This is a genomic window from Microbacterium songi (assembly GCF_042747925.1).
Taxonomy (GTDB): domain Bacteria; phylum Actinomycetota; class Actinomycetes; order Actinomycetales; family Microbacteriaceae; genus Microbacterium.
The window spans coordinates 1-18,949 of sequence record NZ_JBHZIE010000007.1 but is presented as its reverse complement, the minus strand read 5'-3'; the positions used below and the strand labels follow the sequence as shown (position 1 = coordinate 18,949).

Annotated in this window: 26 protein-coding genes; 24 read left to right on the top strand and 2 right to left on the bottom strand. The window is 67.1% G+C overall.

The features are described 5' to 3' along the window. Nucleotides 1–52: 52 nt before the first annotated feature. The 22 genes from rpsQ (at nucleotide 53) to ACFM35_RS09860 (ending at nucleotide 13,535) form a co-directional block, all read left to right on the top strand. The gene (rpsQ, locus tag ACFM35_RS09965) at nucleotides 53–355 is read left to right on the top strand and encodes a 30S ribosomal protein S17 (RefSeq protein WP_378841722.1); all 303 of its coding nucleotides are present in this window, start codon (nucleotides 53–55) and stop codon (nucleotides 353–355) included. A 34-nt stretch (nucleotides 356–389) separates the two neighbouring features. Continuing rightward, nucleotides 390–758 (top strand): 50S ribosomal protein L14, encoded by a 369-nt coding sequence (gene rplN / locus ACFM35_RS09960; RefSeq protein WP_378841531.1) that lies wholly within the window; start codon nucleotides 390–392, stop codon nucleotides 756–758. A gap of 2 nt (nucleotides 759–760) precedes the next feature. Then, nucleotides 761–1,120: a 50S ribosomal protein L24 gene (gene rplX, locus ACFM35_RS09955; protein ID WP_378841529.1), complete on the top strand. Its 360-nt coding sequence runs from the start codon at nucleotides 761–763 to the stop codon at nucleotides 1,118–1,120. After that, nucleotides 1,120–1,710, top strand: a complete 591-nt coding sequence (gene rplE, locus ACFM35_RS09950; RefSeq protein ID WP_378841527.1) for a 50S ribosomal protein L5 — start codon at nucleotides 1,120–1,122, stop codon at nucleotides 1,708–1,710. Before rplX ends, rplE begins: the two co-directional genes overlap by 1 nt. 96 nt (nucleotides 1,711–1,806) lie before the next feature. Further along, nucleotides 1,807–2,205, top strand: a complete 399-nt coding sequence (gene rpsH / locus ACFM35_RS09945; protein WP_378841525.1) for a 30S ribosomal protein S8 — start codon at nucleotides 1,807–1,809, stop codon at nucleotides 2,203–2,205. A 7-nt stretch (nucleotides 2,206–2,212) separates the two neighbouring features. Continuing rightward, nucleotides 2,213–2,749 carry a 50S ribosomal protein L6 gene (gene rplF / locus ACFM35_RS09940; protein WP_378841523.1) on the top strand — a complete coding sequence of 179 codons (537 nt, stop codon included), beginning with the start codon at nucleotides 2,213–2,215 and terminating at the stop codon, nucleotides 2,747–2,749. Between the two features lie 2 nt (nucleotides 2,750–2,751). After that, on the top strand, nucleotides 2,752–3,111 hold the full coding sequence (rplR, locus tag ACFM35_RS09935; RefSeq protein WP_378841521.1) for a 50S ribosomal protein L18: 360 nt from the start codon (nucleotides 2,752–2,754) through the stop codon (nucleotides 3,109–3,111). 20 nt (nucleotides 3,112–3,131) lie between these two features. Further along, entirely contained in the window at nucleotides 3,132–3,815 is a 684-nt protein-coding gene (rpsE, locus tag ACFM35_RS09930; RefSeq protein WP_394563820.1) for a 30S ribosomal protein S5, read from the top strand. Then, nucleotides 3,815–4,000, top strand: a complete 186-nt coding sequence (rpmD, locus tag ACFM35_RS09925) for a 50S ribosomal protein L30 (RefSeq protein ID WP_091484804.1) — start codon at nucleotides 3,815–3,817, stop codon at nucleotides 3,998–4,000. The genes rpsE and rpmD overlap by 1 nt, the downstream gene beginning before the upstream one ends. After that, entirely contained in the window at nucleotides 4,000–4,560 is a 561-nt protein-coding gene (rplO, locus tag ACFM35_RS09920; RefSeq protein ID WP_378841517.1) for a 50S ribosomal protein L15, read from the top strand. The genes rpmD and rplO overlap by 1 nt, the downstream gene beginning before the upstream one ends. 99 nt (nucleotides 4,561–4,659) lie before the next feature. Beyond that, nucleotides 4,660–5,982, top strand: a complete 1,323-nt coding sequence (gene secY / locus ACFM35_RS09915) for a preprotein translocase subunit SecY (protein ID WP_378841515.1) — start codon at nucleotides 4,660–4,662, stop codon at nucleotides 5,980–5,982. After that, nucleotides 5,979–6,614 (top strand): adenylate kinase, encoded by a 636-nt coding sequence (locus ACFM35_RS09910; RefSeq protein ID WP_378841513.1) that lies wholly within the window; start codon nucleotides 5,979–5,981, stop codon nucleotides 6,612–6,614. Before secY ends, ACFM35_RS09910 begins: the two co-directional genes overlap by 4 nt. Before the next feature lies 1 nt (nucleotide 6,615). Continuing rightward, nucleotides 6,616–7,452, top strand: coding sequence for a type I methionyl aminopeptidase (gene map, locus ACFM35_RS09905; protein WP_378841511.1), 837 nt, complete (start codon nucleotides 6,616–6,618; stop codon nucleotides 7,450–7,452). A gap of 10 nt (nucleotides 7,453–7,462) precedes the next feature. Further along, nucleotides 7,463–8,146 carry a DsbA family protein gene (locus ACFM35_RS09900; protein WP_378841509.1) on the top strand — a complete coding sequence of 228 codons (684 nt, stop codon included), beginning with the start codon at nucleotides 7,463–7,465 and terminating at the stop codon, nucleotides 8,144–8,146. Nucleotides 8,147–8,413: 267 nt separating this feature from the next. Further along, a complete protein-coding gene (infA, locus tag ACFM35_RS09895) occupies nucleotides 8,414–8,635 on the top strand; it encodes a translation initiation factor IF-1 (RefSeq protein ID WP_017201569.1) in 222 nt (73 codons plus the stop codon). 79 nt (nucleotides 8,636–8,714) lie between these two features. Beyond that, the gene (rpmJ, locus tag ACFM35_RS09890) at nucleotides 8,715–8,831 is read left to right on the top strand and encodes a 50S ribosomal protein L36 (protein ID WP_378841507.1); all 117 of its coding nucleotides are present in this window, start codon (nucleotides 8,715–8,717) and stop codon (nucleotides 8,829–8,831) included. Between the two features lie 158 nt (nucleotides 8,832–8,989). Further along, entirely contained in the window at nucleotides 8,990–9,364 is a 375-nt protein-coding gene (rpsM, locus tag ACFM35_RS09885; protein ID WP_378841505.1) for a 30S ribosomal protein S13, read from the top strand. 37 nt (nucleotides 9,365–9,401) lie between these two features. Further along, nucleotides 9,402–9,800, top strand: coding sequence for a 30S ribosomal protein S11 (gene rpsK, locus ACFM35_RS09880; protein WP_150448852.1), 399 nt, complete (start codon nucleotides 9,402–9,404; stop codon nucleotides 9,798–9,800). A gap of 198 nt (nucleotides 9,801–9,998) precedes the next feature. Then, nucleotides 9,999–10,988: a DNA-directed RNA polymerase subunit alpha gene (locus ACFM35_RS09875; RefSeq protein ID WP_378841503.1), complete on the top strand. Its 990-nt coding sequence runs from the start codon at nucleotides 9,999–10,001 to the stop codon at nucleotides 10,986–10,988. Nucleotides 10,989–11,022: 34 nt separating this feature from the next. Next, on the top strand, nucleotides 11,023–11,592 hold the full coding sequence (gene rplQ / locus ACFM35_RS09870) for a 50S ribosomal protein L17 (RefSeq protein ID WP_378841501.1): 570 nt from the start codon (nucleotides 11,023–11,025) through the stop codon (nucleotides 11,590–11,592). 312 nt (nucleotides 11,593–11,904) lie between these two features. Beyond that, the gene (gene truA, locus ACFM35_RS09865) at nucleotides 11,905–12,771 is read left to right on the top strand and encodes a tRNA pseudouridine(38-40) synthase TruA (protein WP_378841499.1); all 867 of its coding nucleotides are present in this window, start codon (nucleotides 11,905–11,907) and stop codon (nucleotides 12,769–12,771) included. Between the two features lie 71 nt (nucleotides 12,772–12,842). Next, on the top strand, nucleotides 12,843–13,535 hold the full coding sequence (locus ACFM35_RS09860) for an endonuclease/exonuclease/phosphatase family protein (RefSeq protein WP_378841497.1): 693 nt from the start codon (nucleotides 12,843–12,845) through the stop codon (nucleotides 13,533–13,535). Between the two features lie 17 nt (nucleotides 13,536–13,552). Here ACFM35_RS09860 and ACFM35_RS09855 read toward each other — a convergent pair whose 3' ends face one another. Next, nucleotides 13,553–14,722 carry a hypothetical protein gene (locus tag ACFM35_RS09855; RefSeq protein ID WP_378841495.1) on the bottom strand — a complete coding sequence of 390 codons (1,170 nt, stop codon included), beginning with the start codon at nucleotides 14,720–14,722 and terminating at the stop codon, nucleotides 13,553–13,555. Next, nucleotides 14,719–16,329 (bottom strand): sensor histidine kinase, encoded by a 1,611-nt coding sequence (locus ACFM35_RS09850; RefSeq protein ID WP_378841493.1) that lies wholly within the window; start codon nucleotides 16,327–16,329, stop codon nucleotides 14,719–14,721. The genes ACFM35_RS09855 and ACFM35_RS09850 overlap by 4 nt, the downstream gene beginning before the upstream one ends. A 215-nt stretch (nucleotides 16,330–16,544) precedes the next feature. On the opposite strand from ACFM35_RS09850, the gene ACFM35_RS09845 reads away from it, so the two are divergent. Together ACFM35_RS09845 and ACFM35_RS09840 are read left to right on the top strand one after the other, a co-directional pair. Next, on the top strand, nucleotides 16,545–17,168 hold the full coding sequence (locus tag ACFM35_RS09845; RefSeq protein ID WP_378841491.1) for a hypothetical protein: 624 nt from the start codon (nucleotides 16,545–16,547) through the stop codon (nucleotides 17,166–17,168). Between the two features lie 257 nt (nucleotides 17,169–17,425). Further along, nucleotides 17,426–18,829, top strand: coding sequence for a glycosyltransferase family 2 protein (locus ACFM35_RS09840; RefSeq protein WP_378841720.1), 1,404 nt, complete (start codon nucleotides 17,426–17,428; stop codon nucleotides 18,827–18,829). Nucleotides 18,830–18,949: the final 120 nt, after the last annotated feature.

Below are 18,949 nucleotides of genomic sequence, written 5' to 3'. Positions count from 1 at the left end.
CAAGAAGAGTGCACCCGCGAAGGCTGCTGCCGAGGCCCCCGTGGCCGAGGTCGTGGAGGCCAAGGGTCACGAGAGCTCCGAGCACGACGTCCGCGACGCCGCCGCGCGTGGCTACCGCAAGTCGCGTCGTGGCCTCGTCACGAGCGACAAGATGGACAAGACGATCGTCGTCGAGGTCGAAGACCGCGTGAAGCACCCGCTTTACGGCAAGGTCATCCGCCGCACGTCGAAGGTCAAGGTCCACGACGAGAGCAACAGCGCCGGTATCGGCGACCTCGTGCTCATCAACGAGACCCGCCCGCTCAGTGCTACGAAGCGCTGGCGTCTGGTCGAGATCCTCGAGAAGGCCAAGTAGGCCTCCGGCCCACTTGGAACCCAAGGAGTAAGAAGTGATTCAGCAGGAATCCCGCATCAAGGTCGCCGACAACACCGGCGCCAAGGAGTTGCTCACGATCCGTGTGCTCGGTGGCTCGCAGCGTCGGTACGCCGGCCTGGGTGACACCATCGTCGCCACGGTCAAGGACGCGATCCCGGGCGGCAACGTCAAGAAGGGCGATGTCGTCAAGGCTGTCGTCGTTCGCGTCGTCAAGCAGACCCGCCGTCCCGACGGCTCGTACATCAAGTTCGACGAGAACGCCGCCGTCATCCTGAAGAGCGACGGGGAGCCCCGCGGCACCCGCATCTTCGGACCGGTCGGTCGTGAGCTTCGCGACAAGAAGTTCATGAAGATCGTCTCGCTCGCCCCGGAGGTCATTTGATCATGGCGAAAATCAAGAAGGGTGACCTGGTTCAGGTCATCGCGGGCGCCAAGCCCGAGCGTGGCGGAGACCGCGGCAAGCAGGGGAAGGTCCTCGAGATCCTCACCGAGCAGAACCGCGTCATCGTCGAAGGCGTGAACTACGTCACGAAGCACAACCGTGTGGGCCAGACCCAGCGCGGCACCAAGACGGGTGGCATCGAGACCTTCGAAGCCCCCATCCACATCTCGAACGTCGCACTCGTCGACCCCTCGACCAAGAAGCCGACCCGCGTCGGACACCGTGTCGAGGAGCAGACCAAGGACGGCGTCAAGCGCACCGTCCGTGTGCGCTTCGCGAAGAAGTCAGGCAAGGACCTCTGATGAGCAGCACCACTGCCGTGGAGGCTGGCAAGACCCAGCCCCGCCTGAAGCAGAAGTACCGTGGCGAAATCCTGCAGAAGCTGCAGGAGGAGTTCGGCTACACGAACGTCAACCAGATCCCCCGCCTTGTGAAGGTCGTGGTGAACACCGGCGTCGGCGAGGCAGCTCGCGACGGCAAGGTGATCGATGGTGCGGTCGACGACCTCACCAAGATCACCGGCCAGAAGCCGATCGTCACCAAGGCACGCAAGTCGATCGCGCAGTTCAAGCTGCGCGAGGGACAGCCCATCGGCGCCCACGTCACGCTTCGTGGCGACCGCGCCTGGGAGTTCCTGGATCGCCTGGTGAACCTCGCTCTGCCCCGTATCCGCGACTTCCGCGGCCTGTCGGGCAAGCAGTTCGACGGACACGGCAACTACACGTTCGGTCTGCAGGAGCAGTCGGTCTTCCACGAGATCGACCAGGACAAGATCGACCGCGTCCGCGGCTTCGACATCACGGTCGTCACGACCGCGGCGACGGATGACGAGGGCCGTGCGCTGCTGCGTCACCTCGGCTTCCCGTTTCGCAACGAGGACGCGAAGGCGTAAGACTCTCGTGGACCCGGAATTCTCCGGGTCCACACCACCACAGGTCGGCGGGCGTGCACCGCGCGTCGAAACCTGGTGAACGAAGGAAAAACACACATGGTAATGACAGACCCGGTCGCAGACATGCTGACCCGTCTGCGCAACGCGAATTCGGCGCACCACGACACCGTGTCGCTGCCGAGCTCGAAGCTCAAGACGCACATCGCCGAGATCCTCAAGCAGGAGGGCTACATCGGCAGCTGGCTCGTCGAGGAAGCTCGTGTCGGCCAGACGCTGACCCTGACGCTGAAGTACGGCCCGAACCGCGAGCGGTCGATCGCCGGCATCAAGCGCGTCTCGAAGCCCGGACTCCGCGTCTACGCGAAGTCGACCGAGATCCCCACCGTCCTCGGTGGCCTCGGCGTGGCGATCCTGTCCACCTCCTCCGGTCTGCTCACAGACCGCCAGGCAGAGCAGAAGGGCGTGGGCGGAGAAGTTCTCGCCTACGTGTGGTGACCCCCGAATGTCTCGTATCGGACGTCTTCCCATCGACATCCCGGCCGGCGTGACCATTGCGGTCGACGGTCAGGCCGTGTCGGTCAAGGGCCCCAAGGGCGACCTGTCGCTCGTCGTGTCGCGGCCCATCGAGGTCAAGGTCGAAGAGGGCCAGGTGCTCGTCACCCGTCCCGACGACGAGCGCGAGTCGCGCTCGTTGCACGGCCTCACGCGCACGCTCATCAACAACAACATCATCGGTGTGACCGAGGGCTACACAAAGGGCCTCGAGGTCGTCGGAACCGGTTACCGCGTTGCGCAGAAGGGCGGCTCGATCGAGTTCGCCCTCGGCTTCTCGCACCCCGTGCTCGTGGAGCCGCCCGCCGGCATCACGCTCACCGTCGAGGGCAACAACAAGGTCACCGTGAGCGGCATCGACAAGCAGGCCGTCGGCGAGGCGGCCGCGAACATCCGCAAGATCCGCAAGCCCGAGCCCTACAAGGGCAAGGGTGTGCGGTACGCCGGCGAGGTCGTTCGTCGCAAGGCCGGAAAGAGTGGTAAGTAGTCATGGCCGTGACATCTAAGTCCGTATCCCGTTCACGCCGTCACGCCCGTCTTCGCAAGAAGGTCGTGGGTACGTCCGTGCGGCCGCGCCTGGTCGTGACCCGCTCCGCGCGTCACGTCTTCGTGCAGCTCGTCGACGACAGCCAGGGTCACACCGTGGCCTCGGCGTCGACGCTCGAGACCGATCTCCGTGGGTTCGATGGCGACAAGACCGCCAAGGCGCGCAAGGTCGGCGAGCTCGTCGCCGAGCGTGCGAAGGCCGCCGGCGTCTCTGACGCCGTGTTCGACCGTGGTGGCAACCGCTACGCGGGTCGCGTCGCCGCTATTGCGGACGGCGCCCGCGAAGGAGGTCTGAACCTGTGAGTGACAACAAGGAGAACACTGTGACCGCCGAGACCGAAGCTCCGGCCCAGGCGACCACCGAGGCGGCAGCTGCTGCCACCGAGGCGCCGGTCGAGCGTGAGCGTGAGCCCCGCCGCGGCGGACGTGAGCGCAACCAGAACCAGCGGGACCGCAACAGCTCGCGGGATGACAAGAGCCAGTTCCTGGAGCGCGTCGTCACCATCAACCGCGTGTCGAAGGTCGTCAAGGGCGGCCGTCGCTTCAGCTTCACGGCACTCGTGGTCGTCGGCGACGGCAACGGCATCGTGGGCGTCGGCTACGGCAAGGCGCGCGAAGTGCCCCTGGCCATCTCCAAGGGTGTCGAAGAGGCCAAGCGCAACTTCTTCCGCGTTCCGCGTGTCGGCTCGACCATCCCGCACCCCGTGCAGGGTGAGGCCGCTGCCGGTGTCGTGCTTCTGCGTCCCGCGTCCTCCGGTACCGGTGTGATCGCCGGTGGCCCGGTCCGCGCCGTCCTCGAGTGCGCCGGAATCCACGACGTCCTGTCGAAGTCGCTCGGTTCGTCGAACACGATCAACATCGTGCACGCGACCGTCGCGGCGCTGAAGCAGCTCGAAGAGCCGCGTGCGGTCGCCGCACGTCGCGGACTCGAGTTCGACCAGGTCGCTCCGGCCCGTCTCGTCCGCGCCGAGGCTGACGCCTTGGCCGCCCAGAAGGTAGGTGCCTGATGGCCGCCCGGCTCAAGGTGACCCAGATCAAGTCCAAGGTGAGCGAGAAGCAGAACCAGCGCGACACGCTGCGCAGCCTCGGTCTCAAGCGGATCAACGACTCTGTCGTCCGCCCCGACGACGCGCAGACGCGCGGTTACGTCAAGACCGTCGCCCACCTCGTCAAGGTTGAGGAGATCGACTAATGGCCGACAAGGCTGACAACACGGCGAACACCGCCGTCGAGCCGAAGAAGGCCGCCTCCAAGAAGGCCGCCGACAAGGCTCCCAAGAAGGCATCGACGAAGACGGATGCTCCGGCATCGCGTCCCGGCGTGCTCAAGGTGCACCACCTGCGTCCGGTGCCCGGATCCCACAAGGCCAAGACCCGCGTGGGTCGCGGTGAGGGCTCGAAGGGCAAGACGGCAGGTCGCGGTACCAAGGGTCAGAAAGCCCGTTACCAGGTCAAGGCAGGATTCGAGGGTGGGCAGATGCCGCTGCACATGCGCACCCCGAAGCTCCGTGGCTTCAAGAACCCCTTCCGCGTCGAGTACCAGGTTGTGAACCTGGAGAAGCTCGCGGAGCTCTACCCGGCGGGCGGCGACGTCACCGTCACCGACCTGGTGGCCAAGGGTGCGGTTCGCAAGAACGAGAAGGTCAAGGTGCTCGGCGCCGGCGACATCGGCGTGAAGCTGAACGTCGCGGTCGACAAGGTCTCCGGTTCCGCACAGGAGAAGATCGTCGCCGCAGGCGGCACCGTCAAGTAGTGCATCACAGGAGGGGCCGGAGTTCGCTCCGGCCCCTTCTGAGTTACCCTGGATGCCGGTGCGCCTGCGCGCTCCGGCATCCCCTCTGGAGGCAACCTCTTGTTCAGCGCCATCGCGCGGGTCTTCCGGACCCCCGACCTACGTCGGAAGATCGCATTCACTCTGGCGATCATCGCCATCTACCGCCTCGGCGCCCACGTTCCCGCGCCATTCGTCGACTTCCCCAACGTGCAGTCCTGCCTCGCGCAGAGCTCCGGCACCGAGGGGCTGCTGTCGTTGGTCAACCTCTTCTCCGGTGGCGCGCTCCTGCAGCTGTCGATCTTCGCGCTGGGCGTCATGCCGTACATCACCGCGACGATCATCGTGCAGCTGCTCCGCGTGGTGATCCCGCACTTCGAGGCTCTCTATAAGGAGGGCCAGGCGGGCCAGTCGAAGCTGACCCAGTACACCCGGTACCTGACGATCGCTCTCGCGCTGCTGCAGTCGACCACGCTGGTCACCGTCGCGCGCAGCGGGGCACTGTTCGGCACCACCGGCATTCCGGAGTGCGAGCAGCTTCTGACGAATGACGTGTGGTGGGCTCAGCTCCTGATGATCATCACCATGACGGCCGGTACCGGCCTCATCATGTGGTTCGCCGAGCTGGTCACCGAGCGTGGCATCGGCAACGGCATGTCCATCCTGATCTTCACGTCGATCGCGGCATCGGTGCCCGTCGCCTTCTGGTCCATCTGGCAGGCGAAGGGCTTCGAGGTCTTCCTGCTGGTGGTGGCGGTGAGCATCGTCGTGGTCGCCCTGGTGGTGTTCGTCGAGCAGTCGCAGCGACGTATCCCCGTGCAGTACGCCAAGCGCATGGTGGGTCGCCGCACCTACGGCGGCACGAACACCTACATTCCGATCAAGGTGAACATGGCCGGTGTCGTGCCGGTCATCTTCGCGTCGTCGCTGCTCTACATCCCCGCACTGATCGCGCAGTTCAACCAGCCGCAGGCCGGCGAGACCGCCCCCGGCTGGGTCGTGTGGATCACGACGTACCTGACGAAGGGCGATCACCCGCTCTACATGGCGCTGTACTTCCTCCTGATCGTGGGCTTCACGTACTTCTACGTCGCCATCACGTTCAACCCGGTCGAGGTCGCCGATAACATGAAGAAGTACGGCGGGTTCATCCCCGGCATCCGTGCCGGTCGGCCCACCGCCGAGTACCTCGACTACGTGCTCACCCGCATCACCCTCCCGGGGTCCATCTACCTGGGTCTGATTGCCCTGCTCCCGTTGATCGCGCTCTCCCTGGTCGGCGCGAACCAGAACTTCCCGTTCGGCGGGGCGTCCATCCTGATCATCGTCGGCGTCGGACTCGAGACGGTGAAGCAGATCGATGCTCAGCTGCAGCAGCGTCACTACGAAGGGCTCCTCCGATGACGAACGCCTCGCAGAACGCCGACGACAGGCGGCCCGCGGCGCAGCAGCCCCGCCTGCTCATCGTCGGGCCGCAGGGCTCGGGCAAGGGAACGCAGGGCGCGCGGGTCGCCGAGATGTTCGGCATCCCCGCCATCTCGACCGGCGACGTCTTCCGCACGCACATCAAGGACGAGACCGAGCTCGGCACGAAGGTCAAGGCGGTCATCGAGTCGGGCGACCTGGTCTCCGATGAACTGACGTTCGCGCTGCTGCGCGATCGTCTCAACGAGGGCGACACCGGCGGCGGCTTCCTCCTCGACGGCTTCCCGCGCAACCTCGCGCAGCTCGGGCTCCTGGACGAGTTCCTGGCTCCGCGGTCCGAGGCGCTCACCGCCGTCATCGCCCTCGACGTACCGCGCGAGATCAGCGTCTCCCGCCTCGCCGAGCGCGCCCGTGTCGAGGGTCGATCGGATGACACCGAGGAGATCATCTCGAACCGTCTCGCGATCTACGAACGCGAGACGGCGCCGATCCTCGACGTGTACCGCGACCACGGCATCGTGGACGACATCGACGGTGTCGGCTCCCTCGATGCCGTGACACACCGGATCGTGGCCGCGCTGGCCGAGCGCGGCATCGTCCCCGCCTCCTGACGTGGGACTGCGCCGCTCGATCTACAAGACCCCCGCGCAGCTGCGGGCCATGGTCGAACCCGGGCTGATCACGGCTGACGCGCTGGCCGCCGTCCGCGCGCTGGTCGCACCGGGGGTGACGACGCTCGAACTCGACGCCGCGGCATCCGCGGTGATCACGGGCCGCGGGGCGAAGTCGAACTTTCAGATGGTGCGCGGGTACCGGCACACCATCTGCTCGTCGGTGAACGAGCAGGTCGTGCACGGGATCCCCGGCGATCGGGTACTCGAGCCCGGCGACATCCTCTCGATCGATGCGGGCGCCGAGTACAAAGGGTGGAACGGGGACTCCGCCTTCACGATCGTGATCCCGGACGAGACCCGCCCCGAGGTCGTGGCCGAGCGCGAAGAGCTGTCCCGCGTGACCGAGGGATCGCTCTGGGCCGGAATCGCCGCGCTGGCGACGGCAGCCCATCTCGGTGAGGTGGGCGCGGCCATCCAGGCGCACATCGACGCCACCGGGCACGGGTACGGCATCCTCCGGGACTACGTCGGGCACGGCATCGGTCGCAAGATGCACGAGGCGCCGTCGATCTTCAACTACCGCGTCGCCGATCCGGGCCCCGAGGTGCGCCCGGGTCTGGCGGTCGCGATCGAACCCATGGTCGTGATCGGCGATCAGGCCACCCTCGTCGAGGACGACGACTGGACGGTCTCCACCGTGGACGGCTCGGCGGGCTCACACTGGGAGCACAGCGTCGCCGTCCATGATGGCGGAATCTGGGTGCTCACCGCGCCCGATGGTGGGGCAGCGGGTCTGGCGCCGTTCGGCATCGAACCTGTCGCGATAAAGGACTAGGAACGGGATTATGGCTACGGCAGTGCGCAAGAGGAATTGGTTCGCGATCTGGATCAGTGTGGCGGTGGTAGTAGTTCTCGTCGCTGTCGCCGCTCTCGTCGTGGTGTTGAACAACGCCGCCTCGGGCCCCGGGACCGCACCCGAGGCCGCGAACATCAACGCCGAGACCGGAGCCATCGCCGTAGGTGAGGGGAGCGGAACGCTCGACACCTACATCGACTTCATGTGCCCCGTCTGCAAGCAGTTCGAGACGTCCTACGGATCGTCGATCCAGGGGCTCGTCGACGACGGCACGATCACGCTGAACATCCACCCGATCTCGATCCTCGACCGCGCCTCGTCGGGCACCGAGTTCTCCACCCGCGCGGCCAGCGCGATGTACTGCGTGGCGGCCGCCGACCCCGACAACGCGCTGCCGTTCATGCAGGCGATGTTCGCGAACGCCCCCGCCGAGGGTTCGACCGGTCTCACCGATGAGGAGATCGTCTCGATCGCCGAGGGCGCGGGCGTGACGGATGCCTCGGACTGCATCACGAACGGCACCTACACGAAGTACGTGGCGTCGATGACTCCGAAGACCCCGGTCGCGCCGGGGTCGTCGGGGATCGGCACCCCGACGATCGCGGTCAACGGCGAGGTCATCGCGAACTCGACGCTGCCCGCGCCGGCCGAACTGGCGTCGCTCTTCCAGTAGCAGCAGCCGGGCTGGGGGCGGCGTGTCACGACCGTTCATGGGATGCGTTGCTGCGGTGCGGAGCAGGGCGAGCGCCCATCGATCGTTCGGTCGCGCACCCGCGATCTCCGCGACACGCCCGAGTTGCCGAGAGTGCCGATAACACATACACTTGATCTTTGGTGCTTGCGCCCGTTTCGGCGTGTCCGACGGAGAAATCCGCGGAACCCGAGCACCACAATCCCATCCAACGCAGACCGACCGGTCTGCACAAGTGTGAGCGAGTGTATGGCGAAGAAAGACGGTGTCATCGAGATCGAAGGCGTGATCTCAGAGGCCCTGCCCAACGCGATGTTCCGTGTTGAGCTGAGCAACGGACACAAAGTCCTCGCGACGATCTCCGGCAAGATGCGGCAGAACTACATCCGCATCATCCCCGAGGACCGCGTGGTCGTGGAGCTCAGCCCCTACGACCTGACTCGCGGGCGCATCGTCTACCGCTACCGCTAGACCGGTCGAGAAGTAACGAGCGAAGAGCGGGTGCTCCGGCATCCGATCATCGACTCGAAGACAGCGAAAGAAGCACAACATGAAGGTCAAGCCCAGCGTCAAGCCGATCTGCGAGCACTGCAAGGTGATTCGCCGCCACGGTGTCGTCATGGTCATCTGCAAGAGCAACCCGCGCCACAAGCAGCGCCAGGGCTGAGACACAGATTTCTCCGGATGCCGCGGCGACGCGGCATCCGGATCCCACAACTGAATACACATCGGCAGCACCAGAACCTCGCGAGAGGGGACACCCCGGGCTGGAGGCCCGGGCACAGGTTCTGCTCCACACCTCCACGACACTCCTAGGAGAGCCGCATGGCACGTCTCGCCGGCGTCGACATCCCGCGCGATAAGCGCGTGGTCATCGCCCTGACCTACATCTACGGCATCGGCCGTACCCGTTCCACCGAGATCCTCACCGCCACCGAGATCAGCCCCGACGTCCGCGTCAAGGACCTGAGCGACGACCAGCTGATCCAGCTGCGCGATCACATCGAGGGCACCTACAAGGTGGAGGGTGACCTCCGTCGCGAGGTCGCCGCCGACATCCGCCGCAAGGTCGAGATCGGATCCTACGAGGGCATCCGCCACCGCCGCGGCCTGCCCGTGCGCGGACAGCGCACCAAGACGAACGCCCGCACCCGCAAGGGACCCAAGCGCACCGTCGCCGGCAAGAAGAAGGCGCGCTAGGCCGCCGCCTGCGCTCAGGATTCAGGAGAACAGAACTATGGCTCAGGCCAAGACCGCCGCGCGCAAGCCGCGCCGCAAGGAGAAGAAGAACATCGCGTTGGGCCAGGCCCACATCAAGTCGACGTTCAACAACACCATCGTCTCGATCACCGACCCGGCCGGCGCCGTCATCAGCTGGGCCTCGTCGGGTGGCGTGGGCTTCAAGGGCTCGCGCAAGTCGACCCCGTACGCTGCCGGTATGGCTGCCGAGTCCGCTGCGCGCCAGGCGCAGGAGCACGGCGTCAAGAAGGTCGACGTCTTCGTGAAGGGCCCGGGTTCGGGCCGCGAGACCGCGATCCGCTCGCTGCAGGCCGCCGGCCTCGAGGTCGGCTCGATCAACGACGTGACGCCGCAGGCGCACAACGGCTGCCGTCCGCCGAAGCGCCGCCGCGTCTGACCGACTCGCGCAGGGTGCGGGTCCTACGGGATCCGCACCCGGCCGGTCGGCACGGTCGCTCGGCGGCCCACACGCATTCAGACAGCGGATGCCTCGGCCCCGTGCCATCGCGGGAACCCCACGGCATCCCGAACAAAACTCAACACCTCACCACATGCAAGTGCCATATAGCGGGCACTTCGCCGAAAGGAACACATAGTGCTTATCGCACAGCGTCCCACACTGACCGAGGAGAAGGTCGGGGAGTTCCGCAGCCGTTTCGTCATCGAACCGCTGGAGCCTGGCTTCGGCTACACGATCGGCAACGCGCTGCGTCGCAGCCTCCTGTCGTCCATCCCCGGTGCAGCCGTGACCAGCATCCGGATCGACGGCGTGCTCCACGAGTTCAGCACGATCCCCGGTGTGAAGGAAGACGTCACCGAGATCATCCTGAACATCAAGCAGCTCGTGGTCTCGAGCGAGCGCGATGAGCCCATCACGGCGTACCTGCGCAAGACCGGCGCCGGTGAGGTCACCGCAGCCGACATCTCCGCCCCCGCCGGTGTCGAGGTGCACAACCCCGAGCTCGTCATCGCCACCCTGAACGACACCGCGAAGTTCGAGCTCGAGCTCACGATCGAGCGTGGACGCGGCTACGTCTCCGCGACGCAGAACCGCAACGAGTACGCCGAGGCCGGACAGGTCCCGATCGACTCGATCTACTCGCCGGTCCTCAAGGTGAGCTACCGCGTCGACGCGACCCGCGCCGGCGAGCGCACCGACTTCGACAAGCTCGTGCTCGACGTCGAGACCAAGAACTCGATCAACCCGCGCGATGCCGTCGCCTCCGCCGGTCGCACGCTCACCGAGCTGTTCGGTCTGGCGCGCGAGCTCAACGTCGAGGCCGAGGGCATCGAGATCGGCCCCGCGCCGGTCGAGACCGTCCTCTCCAACGAACTGTCGATGCCGATCGAAGACCTCGATCTCTCGGTGCGTTCGTACAACTGCCTCAAGCGTGAGGGCATCAACACGGTCAGCGAGCTCGTCGCACTCTCTGAGACGCAGCTCATGAACATCCGCAACTTCGGTCAGAAGTCGGTCGATGAGGTGCGCGACAAGCTCATCTCGCTCGGCCTGTCGCTGAAGGACTCGGTCCCCGGGTTCGACGGCGCTCACTTCTACGGCGGCTACGACGACGAAGCCGTCTGAGCCCCACCCGAATTCTGATCTGGAGTAATTGAGAATGCCTAAGCCCACAAAGGGACCCCGCCTCGGAGGCGGACCCGCACACGAGCGTCTGCTCCTCGCGAACCTCGCCGCCGCGCTGTTCACGCACAAGAGCATCACCACCACCGAGACCAAGGCCAAGCGCGTCCGCCCGCTGGCCGAGCGTCTGGTCACGTTCGCGAAGCGCGGCGACCTGCACGCGCGTCGTCGCGTGCTGGGCGTCATCGGTGACAAAGAGGTCGTGCACGTCCTCTTCACCGAGATCGCTCCGCTCGTCGCCGACCGCGAGGGTGGCTACACGCGCATCACCAAGATCGGCAACCGCAAGGGCGACAACGCCCCCATGGCGGTCATCGAGCTCGTGCTCGAGCCGGTGAACCCGAAGCCGAAGTCGGCCAAGAAGTCCGCCGCGGCCGCTGCCGCAGCGCCCGTCCAGGCCGCCCCGGTCGAGGACGCTCCCGCCGAGGACGCTCCGGTCGAGGACGCATCGGCAGACGCCGGCGCCGAGTCGCCCGAGGAGGGCGCGGCCGCCGAGGCTGCCGCCGAAGACGCGACCGAGGCCCCGGCCGAGGCGAAGTCCGAGTAATCCGATCCCGCCGGCTCGCCCCGGCGACGTTCGACGCGAAGCCCCGCGTGCCCCGTGCACGCGGGGCTTCGTCGTGCATGCAGGGATCCCGCTCACCGGTCGACCGACCCGACGGCCGCCCGTCCCCGACTTCTGTCGAACCGCCGCGCACCAGCGGGAATCAGCCCCACAGCACGACTCCCGCGTCACGCGGCAGAACTTGGGGACGCAAAGCGAGCGGCGGCGATGAACTGGCTACCCGACCAGCGCCCACGCGGTCGCCGACGTCGGAACGATCGAAGCCGCCGCGCTCGGCGCACGTAGGCTGGGGGCGTGCGTCTCCGCCTCGACCTTTCCTACGACGGCACGGCGTTCCGCGGATGGGCCCGTCAGCCGGGCCTCCGCACCGTTCAGGGCACCCTCGAGGATGCCCTCGCCCGGGTGCTCGGGTCCGACCCGCGCCTGGTCGTCGCCGGACGCACCGACTCCGGAGTGCACGCGACCGGGCAGGTCGCGCACCTCGATCTCGACGAGGCCCAGGTGGCACGGCTCTCGCAGCATAGGGCGCAGGCCGAGGCCTCCGACGCTCTCCTCGCTCGTCGCGTAAACGGCGCGCTCGGGGTGTATTCCGATGTGACCATACGCTCCAGCGCCGTGGCGCCCGAGGGCTTCGATGCGCGCTTCAGCGCCGTCTGGCGCCGCTACGAGTACCGCATCGCCGATGCGTCGGCGGGCTACGACCCCCTCGAGCGACACCGGACGACGAACGTGCGCACGCGGCTCGACGAGCAGGCGATGGATGCCGCAGCCCGTTCACTCGTCGGATTGCACGACTTCGCGGCCTACTGCAAGCCCCGCGAGGGGGCGACCACCATCCGTACCCTCCTGGATTTCGCGTGGCGACGGGACGAGCGAGGCATCCTCGAGGCACAGGTGCGTGCCGACGCGTTCTGTCACAGCATGGTCCGCGCGCTGGTGGGCGCCTGCGTCGCCGTGGGGGAGGGGCGGCTCGCCGTCGACGACGTCCAGCGCATCCGGGACGACGGGCTGCGCACGCCCGACGTCACCGTGTTGGCTGCTCGCGGTCTGACCCTGACGGAGGTGGGCTACCCCGCCGATGACCTGCTGGCCCTGCGCGCGGAGCAGACGCGGGCCCGGCGGGACGCGGATGACGGGCGCATCGGCGGCAGCGAGCGATAACCGTCGCGGCGCTATGCATCCCCTTCGAAGTAACCTTCCGGTCACCGGCGCGGGCCTAAACTGGGGGCCTCATGAAGGTCATCTCGTACAACCTCCGTAAGCATCGGGCCGCCGGAGAGCTGACGGCTCTGGTCGAACGCTACAACGCCGACGTGCTGTGCGTGCAAGAGGCCGACACCACCGACATCCCCGAGCGCGTCGCGGGTCTGAGGCTCGCCGACTCGACGAACCGCAACAGGCTGGGTCTCGCGGTGTATTACCGCGAGAACACGTTCCAGCTCGTCGAGGTACGCGCCCTAGCACTGAAGAAGTCGCTGCACGACCGCGTCCTCAAGCCCGCAGAGGAGCGGATGCTGGGGGTCCGGCTCCACGACATCGACGACCGCCGCGATGTGATCGTGGCCTCGTTCCACGCGGCGCCGCTCACGGCGCTCAATTCCCTCCGACGCCATCAGATCAAGACGGCTCTGACCGAGCTGTCCGCGCTCGGCGAGGGGCTGCCGGCGCTGATGGTGGGCGACTACAACTACCCGGTGTTCAAAGAGAATCTCGGACAGAAGGTGCGCGAGCACGGGTACGAGCTGAACCTCAGCGATTCCCGCACGTACACGCGGTACAAGTTCTTCCGCGGGCACTACGACTTCGCGACATCCGTCGGCTTCACCATCGACGGAGTGCGGACCCTCCCGCAGGGACTCAGCGATCACCTCCCGATCCTGGTGACCGCGCGGCATCCTGCGGATACGGCGGTCGGCGTCGCCTGAGCCGCCGACAGAGCGGGTCAGCGCGCCTGCAGACTGCCGATCAGCGTCTGGATGGCGGCACCGCCCGTGCGCTCCCACCGGTCACCGCCGTTGTCCGTGGCGAGGGCGGCCGCCGCACGTGCCAGGTAGACGAGGGCGTTCAGTTCGTAGCCGACAGTCGAGGTCTGCGCCCAGCCGATACTCGCGGAAAGCTGCAGCGGCCGGTCTCCGGCGTCCAGCCCCGCCACTTTCGTCAGCACGTCCCGCAGAAGGTCGCGCACCACGGCGTCGGAGCGGGGGACGACCGCGATGACGACTCCGGGCTCGGGGGTGCCGATGGTGCTGTCCAGCGGGAGCACCGCCGCGATCTCGGCCTCGAACTGCCGGACGATCGCCCCGATGGCCGAGGCCCCTGCGGTCTGACGGACGTCGGCGACGTCATCGAGCACGATCGCGACGACCGACCAGGATTCGCCGAGACGCTGAGCCTCCGCGAGATCGGTGAACGCCGCCCGCTCGAAGGCCTCCCACTGCCCCGCGGCGGGCCGGCCCTGCCGCGAGCGGCGGCCGATCGCCAGCCCCAGCACGGTGACGAGTGAACAGGCCATGTAGAGGAGGACGACGAACATCGACGTGACGCGCACTTCATCGACGCTCGCGTCGGTGTTCGCGAGCTGGACCGTGAAACCGCCGGCCACGTTGGCGAGTCCGAAGAGGAAGAAAGCGGCCGAAGCCACCACGAGCGGGAGGAGGATTCCCGGTCGAGGTCGCGGCACCCGCCACCACTCCACGACGATGAGTCCGGCGAAGGCTCCCGCGGCGAAGATGACGGCACGGCGTGCCACGTCGGCGCCGTCGGCCTCATAGGTGACGACGAGCAACGTCCCGGCGCCCACCGCGACCACGGCAGCGATCCACGGGAGGCTGCGCACGCCGCGCACGGCACGCAGGCCGGACCACATCAATGCGGGAACGCCCGCAATCGCGCCGAACGACAGGGGGAGCAGGAGCGGGATGCCGCTGATGCCGCTCGTGATGCCCGCGAACGTGCCCACCATCAGCAGCGTGTAGGCGTACGACCAGTACAGCGTCGCCCGGCTGGGGGACAACAGGAAGGCAACGCCGATCGACAGCATGGCTCCGATCGTCGCGAAGGTGGCCAGGGCGATGCTCAGGTACGGCATCCATTGCATGATCACGCCGCTCATCGCGCGGCATCCGTGTCGGCACCGGCATGCTGGGGGATGCGGACGGTCACCGTCGTGCCCTGACCGGCTTCGCTCTCGATGGTCAAGGTGCCGCCATGCGCCGACACGATGTCGCGACTGATCCCGAGACCCAGGCCGGTCCCGCCGGACTTCTCCTTGGCGTTCGCGGTGCGGAAGTAGGGGGTCATGATCTTCGGCAGATCGTCCTGCGAGATCCCGATCCCCGTGTCGGTGACGGTCACGGCGACCGCATCGTCGAGCACTGCCCCCACGATCTTCACGCCGCCCGCTCGCGGGGTGTACTTGATGGCGTTGCTGATCACGTTGTCGATCACCTGACGCAGGCGGAAGGCGTCGACGGCCGCACGCAGGGGGGTGTCGGCGCGGATGTCGATCGACACGTCGTGTGCGCGCGCGGACGGACGGAAGGAGTCGACGGAATCGATCAGGATGCCACGTAGGTCGATCTCGTCGACCGGAGCCGGGGCTGCCTGGCCCGCGCGCGACGAACTGAGCATCGTCGTCGTCATCTCCAGCATCCGGTCTCCCGCGTTCAGCATCGCCTCGAGCCGCGCCCGCATGCGAGGTGCGAGGGTGTCGTCCTCGAGGGCGAGCTCCGCGGTGCTGATGATGATCGTCAGCGGATTGCGCAGTTCGTGGGAGGCGATCGCCACGAGACGCTCGCGCTCACGCTGGGCGTGCGTGATGGCGGTGACGTCGTGCACGAGCAGAAGCGTGCTGGACTGCTCTTCATCGGCGCCGCCGAGCCGCCTCGCGCTGATCGACAGGGCGCGCCACTCGCCGTCCGGCGTGAAGAGCCACACGCGTGCGTCCTCGAACGTCTCGCCCCGCGCCGCGCGCGCGAACGGTCGATCGGGTATCGGGACGGGCATGCCTCGCTGAGTCGCATACTCGACGGACTTCCCGGGCTGGTTGAGGTCCAACGCATCCAGCCCGTAGAGGCGGGAGTACGTGTCGTTCACCGCGAGGATGCGTCCCGCGAGCGACAGCCGGGCCACCCCCATGTCGACGCTGTTCAGCAGCTCGTTGGCCTGCCGCTCCAGTTCGGCCTGGCGGATCGCCGTCGCTTTCAGACGGCGGGCCTGGCGCCGCTGCAGTCGCCGATAGGCGCGGATCTGACTCATGGCCTGGTGCACGCTGATGGCGACGAACGAGAACGAGAGGGTCACGATGATCGTCCGCAGGGCGTTGGCGCTCGTCGGTGCGCTGGCCAGATCGACCACCATCATCATCGTGATCAAGCCGAGCATCGCGCTCGTCGCGATCACATCGAAGTGGATGGCGACCCAGACGACGGGGAACACCCAGAGGAAGCCGAATCGCAGTTCGGTGGTGCCGGCGAGCACTCCGATCGCCAGAGCGTCCAGGAACGGGAGCACGAGCACGGCACCCCGGGGCAGCTTCGCCCACGGCACCGCCAGCGAGGCGAGGGTGATGACGACGATCACCAGAGATCCCACCGTGAAGTGCCACGTCGCGAGGAGCTGCGGGGAGATCGCGAAGACCAGGACGGCGAGGATCAGGATGCTGGCTCCGAGAAGGAGCTGCGTCAACCAGATCGATCGCGTGCGAGAGCTGACGGGCACGCGTATCCGCGCCGTCAAAGCTTCACCTACTGAGGACGCGCCCCCGCTCGTCATGTTTCCGAGTGTAGGCGCTCGCGCGTCCGTCCTCGTGGACCCTGCCCGCACCGGGAGCGGCGCGGGCGTGCCACGCGCGTCGCGAACCCTAGACTGAGCGGGTCTTCAGTTCTCGCGTCGGTCGCTCGACGCGGAACGTCGTATCGGAGCGGGGGCCCCAGGTGAACGATGTTGCTCGACGCCGGATGACGGCGGGTGCGCTCGCCGTCGCAGTGACGATGGTCTTGACGGGCTGTGGAGCGGCGCCCTGGGCGACCCCGGGAAGCGGGGGGAGCAACGGCCCGAGCCCGAGCGCCAGCCCGAGCACGTCGGAGGTGCCCGCCCCGATCCCCAACGACCTCTCCGGGGGCTCCACCCAGCGCGAACTCCAGGCCGGCGCGGTCGCCGCGAGCGTCAACTACTGGTCGGACCTCGCGATGGTGGACTGGACCTCCGGTGCGCTGAAGCCGGTGAGCATGTCGCTCGAGACCACGATCACCCCGAGCGACGGCCAGAAGGTGTATCTGCAGAAGGCGACCATGGTGGCTTCCCCGTTCAGTGCGGATGGTGCGCTGTCGTCGCTGTCGCCGCAGATCGACTCCGCCAGCGTCAACCCGGGCTATCTCGTCCTCAGCCCGTACAGCTACTCGCAGACGTTCAACGTCGGACCGGTCCCCGCGGAGTCCACGTACGTCGTGCTGCAGTTCACGTACGACTTCCTTGTGCAGACCACTCCGACATCGAACGAGTACGCGAAGCAGACCGCGACGGACTCGGTGACCGTCGCGATCGCCCCGGGTTCCTGACCCGTCGCGATCGTCGCCTCCGTCGGCCCTCGAGTCGCTCACGCACCGGCGCGGGCGGGGTCGGCAGCCCCCCGCTGATTCCTTGCGCAAACCTTGCGCTTACGTCCGCTGTTTTCGGGTGATTACTTCTGGCGCGTGCGCCACTCTGGATCCATAGGGCGGGGGGACCGTTCCGAAGACATCCACGAGAACGAGACGAGACCGCCGTGACCAGTATCGACAGCTCGCGCAAAGCGACCGAGCCGAGCGTGGACGAGATGTCCACCGACATCCAGCTCGCCACCGATTTCGAGTCGGTCCTCGAGCACACCTCGGTGCACCGCTCGACGATCGGCTGCATCATCCCCGCGTACAACGAGGAGGAGTCGATCCGCGACGTGATCGAGGGCCTTCTCGCCCAGACGCGCGTGCCCGACGTCATCCACGTGATCGTGAACAACAGCTCCGACGCCACGGTGAAGATCGCCTCCGAGTTCGCCGGCGCGCACGAGATCACCACCGAGCTCGGCGAGCAGTTCACCGAGGTGTTCGTGCACGACATCGGAAAGAACCCCGACAAGAAGGTCGGCGCCCTGAACTACGGGTACTCCCTAGTCGAGGGCTACGACTACCTGCTGGGCGTCGACGGCGACACGGTCGCCGACAGCCGCGCGGTGGAGTTCCTCGAGACCGAGGCCGTGTCCGACACGCGCATCGGCGGAATCTCGGCGATCTACTCGATCGATGACAAGCCGATCAAGGGCCTGATCGCGAAGTTCCTCATCACCGGGCAGCGCACGCAGTTCGCCGCGTTCAACCTGACGAACATGCTGCGCGGACGCAACATGGCGGTGCTGGGCGGGCAGTTCTCCATCTTCGCGACCCAGGCACTGCGCGACGCCATGCAGCAGAACCACCAGTCCACCCCGTGGGTGAAGGACAGCGAGGTCGAGGACTCGCTGCTGTCGCTGCAGATCAAGAGCGCCGGATACCTCACCAAGATCAGCCCCTACGCACGCGCCGACGTGGGCGGTATGACCACCCTGCGCGGCTACGACGCGCAGCAGGTCAAGTGGACCTACGGTGCCATCGAGCTTCTGTGGCCCGGACAGCGCGGCGACACGAAGGGTCAGCCGTTCCACCCCAATCTGCGGGTGCGGTGGCTGGAGAACTTCGGGATGCTCGTGAACCTGTTCGTGCGCGTGGCGTTCATCGTGCTCCTGGCAGGGTCGCTCTCGATCAACGCCTTCGTGTTCTCGCCGTGGTGGATCATCCCGATCGTGATGGCGATGCTGCTGAACCTGCGCATGGCCATGACCATCAAGAACTACAACAGTCGCGACGTGATGTTCGCCGTGCTGCTGTTCCCCGCCGAGATCTTCATGTGGATCAGGCTCAGTCACTTCCTGCGGTCATGGACGCGATTCCTCTCCCGCAAGAAGGTGGACAACTGGGCCATGCAGGCCAAGGCGGAGCGCGGCGGCGGCCTCGGCCACTGGACCCCGCTCGTGATCCTCATCGTCGCCGTGATCGCGATGGCCGTGATCTGGTCGATGCTCGGCCCGGTGGTCCAGTCCTCGATCCTGTGGGTCGGATGGCCGATCGTCGGGATCGTCACCATCCTGCAGACCGTGTCGATGTTCACGAAGCTGATCCGCCGTCAGCACGGCTACAAGGTCTGACACCTCCTCGCACACGACGGCGGGGGGGGGGGGGGGGGGGGGGGGGGGGGGGGGGGGGGGGGGGGGGGGGGGGGGGGGGGGGGGGGGGGGGGGGGGGGGGGGGGGGGGGGGGGGGGGGGG

What these genes read in the sequence shown, in the direction of transcription:
- rplX (WP_378841529.1), top strand. Translation starts at nt 761, where the DNA reads ATGGCGAAAATCAAGAAGGGTGACCTGGTTCAGGTCATCGCGGGCGCC.
- rplE (WP_378841527.1), top strand. Translation starts at nt 1,120, where the DNA reads ATGAGCAGCACCACTGCCGTGGAGGCTGGCAAGACCCAGCCCCGCCTG.
- rpsH (WP_378841525.1), top strand. Translation starts at nt 1,807, where the DNA reads ATGGTAATGACAGACCCGGTCGCAGACATGCTGACCCGTCTGCGCAAC.
- rplF (WP_378841523.1), top strand. Translation starts at nt 2,213, where the DNA reads ATGTCTCGTATCGGACGTCTTCCCATCGACATCCCGGCCGGCGTGACC.
- rplR (WP_378841521.1), top strand. Translation starts at nt 2,752, where the DNA reads ATGGCCGTGACATCTAAGTCCGTATCCCGTTCACGCCGTCACGCCCGT.
- rpmD (WP_091484804.1), top strand. Translation starts at nt 3,815, where the DNA reads ATGGCCGCCCGGCTCAAGGTGACCCAGATCAAGTCCAAGGTGAGCGAG.
- rplO (WP_378841517.1), top strand. Translation starts at nt 4,000, where the DNA reads ATGGCCGACAAGGCTGACAACACGGCGAACACCGCCGTCGAGCCGAAG.
- ACFM35_RS09910 (WP_378841513.1), top strand. Translation starts at nt 5,979, where the DNA reads ATGACGAACGCCTCGCAGAACGCCGACGACAGGCGGCCCGCGGCGCAG.
- ACFM35_RS09900 (WP_378841509.1), top strand. Translation starts at nt 7,463, where the DNA reads ATGGCTACGGCAGTGCGCAAGAGGAATTGGTTCGCGATCTGGATCAGT.
- infA (WP_017201569.1), top strand. Translation starts at nt 8,414, where the DNA reads ATGGCGAAGAAAGACGGTGTCATCGAGATCGAAGGCGTGATCTCAGAG.
- rpmJ (WP_378841507.1), top strand. Translation starts at nt 8,715, where the DNA reads ATGAAGGTCAAGCCCAGCGTCAAGCCGATCTGCGAGCACTGCAAGGTG.
- rpsM (WP_378841505.1), top strand. Translation starts at nt 8,990, where the DNA reads ATGGCACGTCTCGCCGGCGTCGACATCCCGCGCGATAAGCGCGTGGTC.
- rpsK (WP_150448852.1), top strand. Translation starts at nt 9,402, where the DNA reads ATGGCTCAGGCCAAGACCGCCGCGCGCAAGCCGCGCCGCAAGGAGAAG.
- rplQ (WP_378841501.1), top strand. Translation starts at nt 11,023, where the DNA reads ATGCCTAAGCCCACAAAGGGACCCCGCCTCGGAGGCGGACCCGCACAC.
- ACFM35_RS09860 (WP_378841497.1), top strand. Translation starts at nt 12,843, where the DNA reads ATGAAGGTCATCTCGTACAACCTCCGTAAGCATCGGGCCGCCGGAGAG.
- ACFM35_RS09855 (WP_378841495.1), bottom strand. Translation starts at nt 14,722, where the DNA reads ATGAGCGGCGTGATCATGCAATGGATGCCGTACCTGAGCATCGCCCTG.
- ACFM35_RS09840 (WP_378841720.1), top strand. Translation starts at nt 17,426, where the DNA reads ATGTCCACCGACATCCAGCTCGCCACCGATTTCGAGTCGGTCCTCGAG.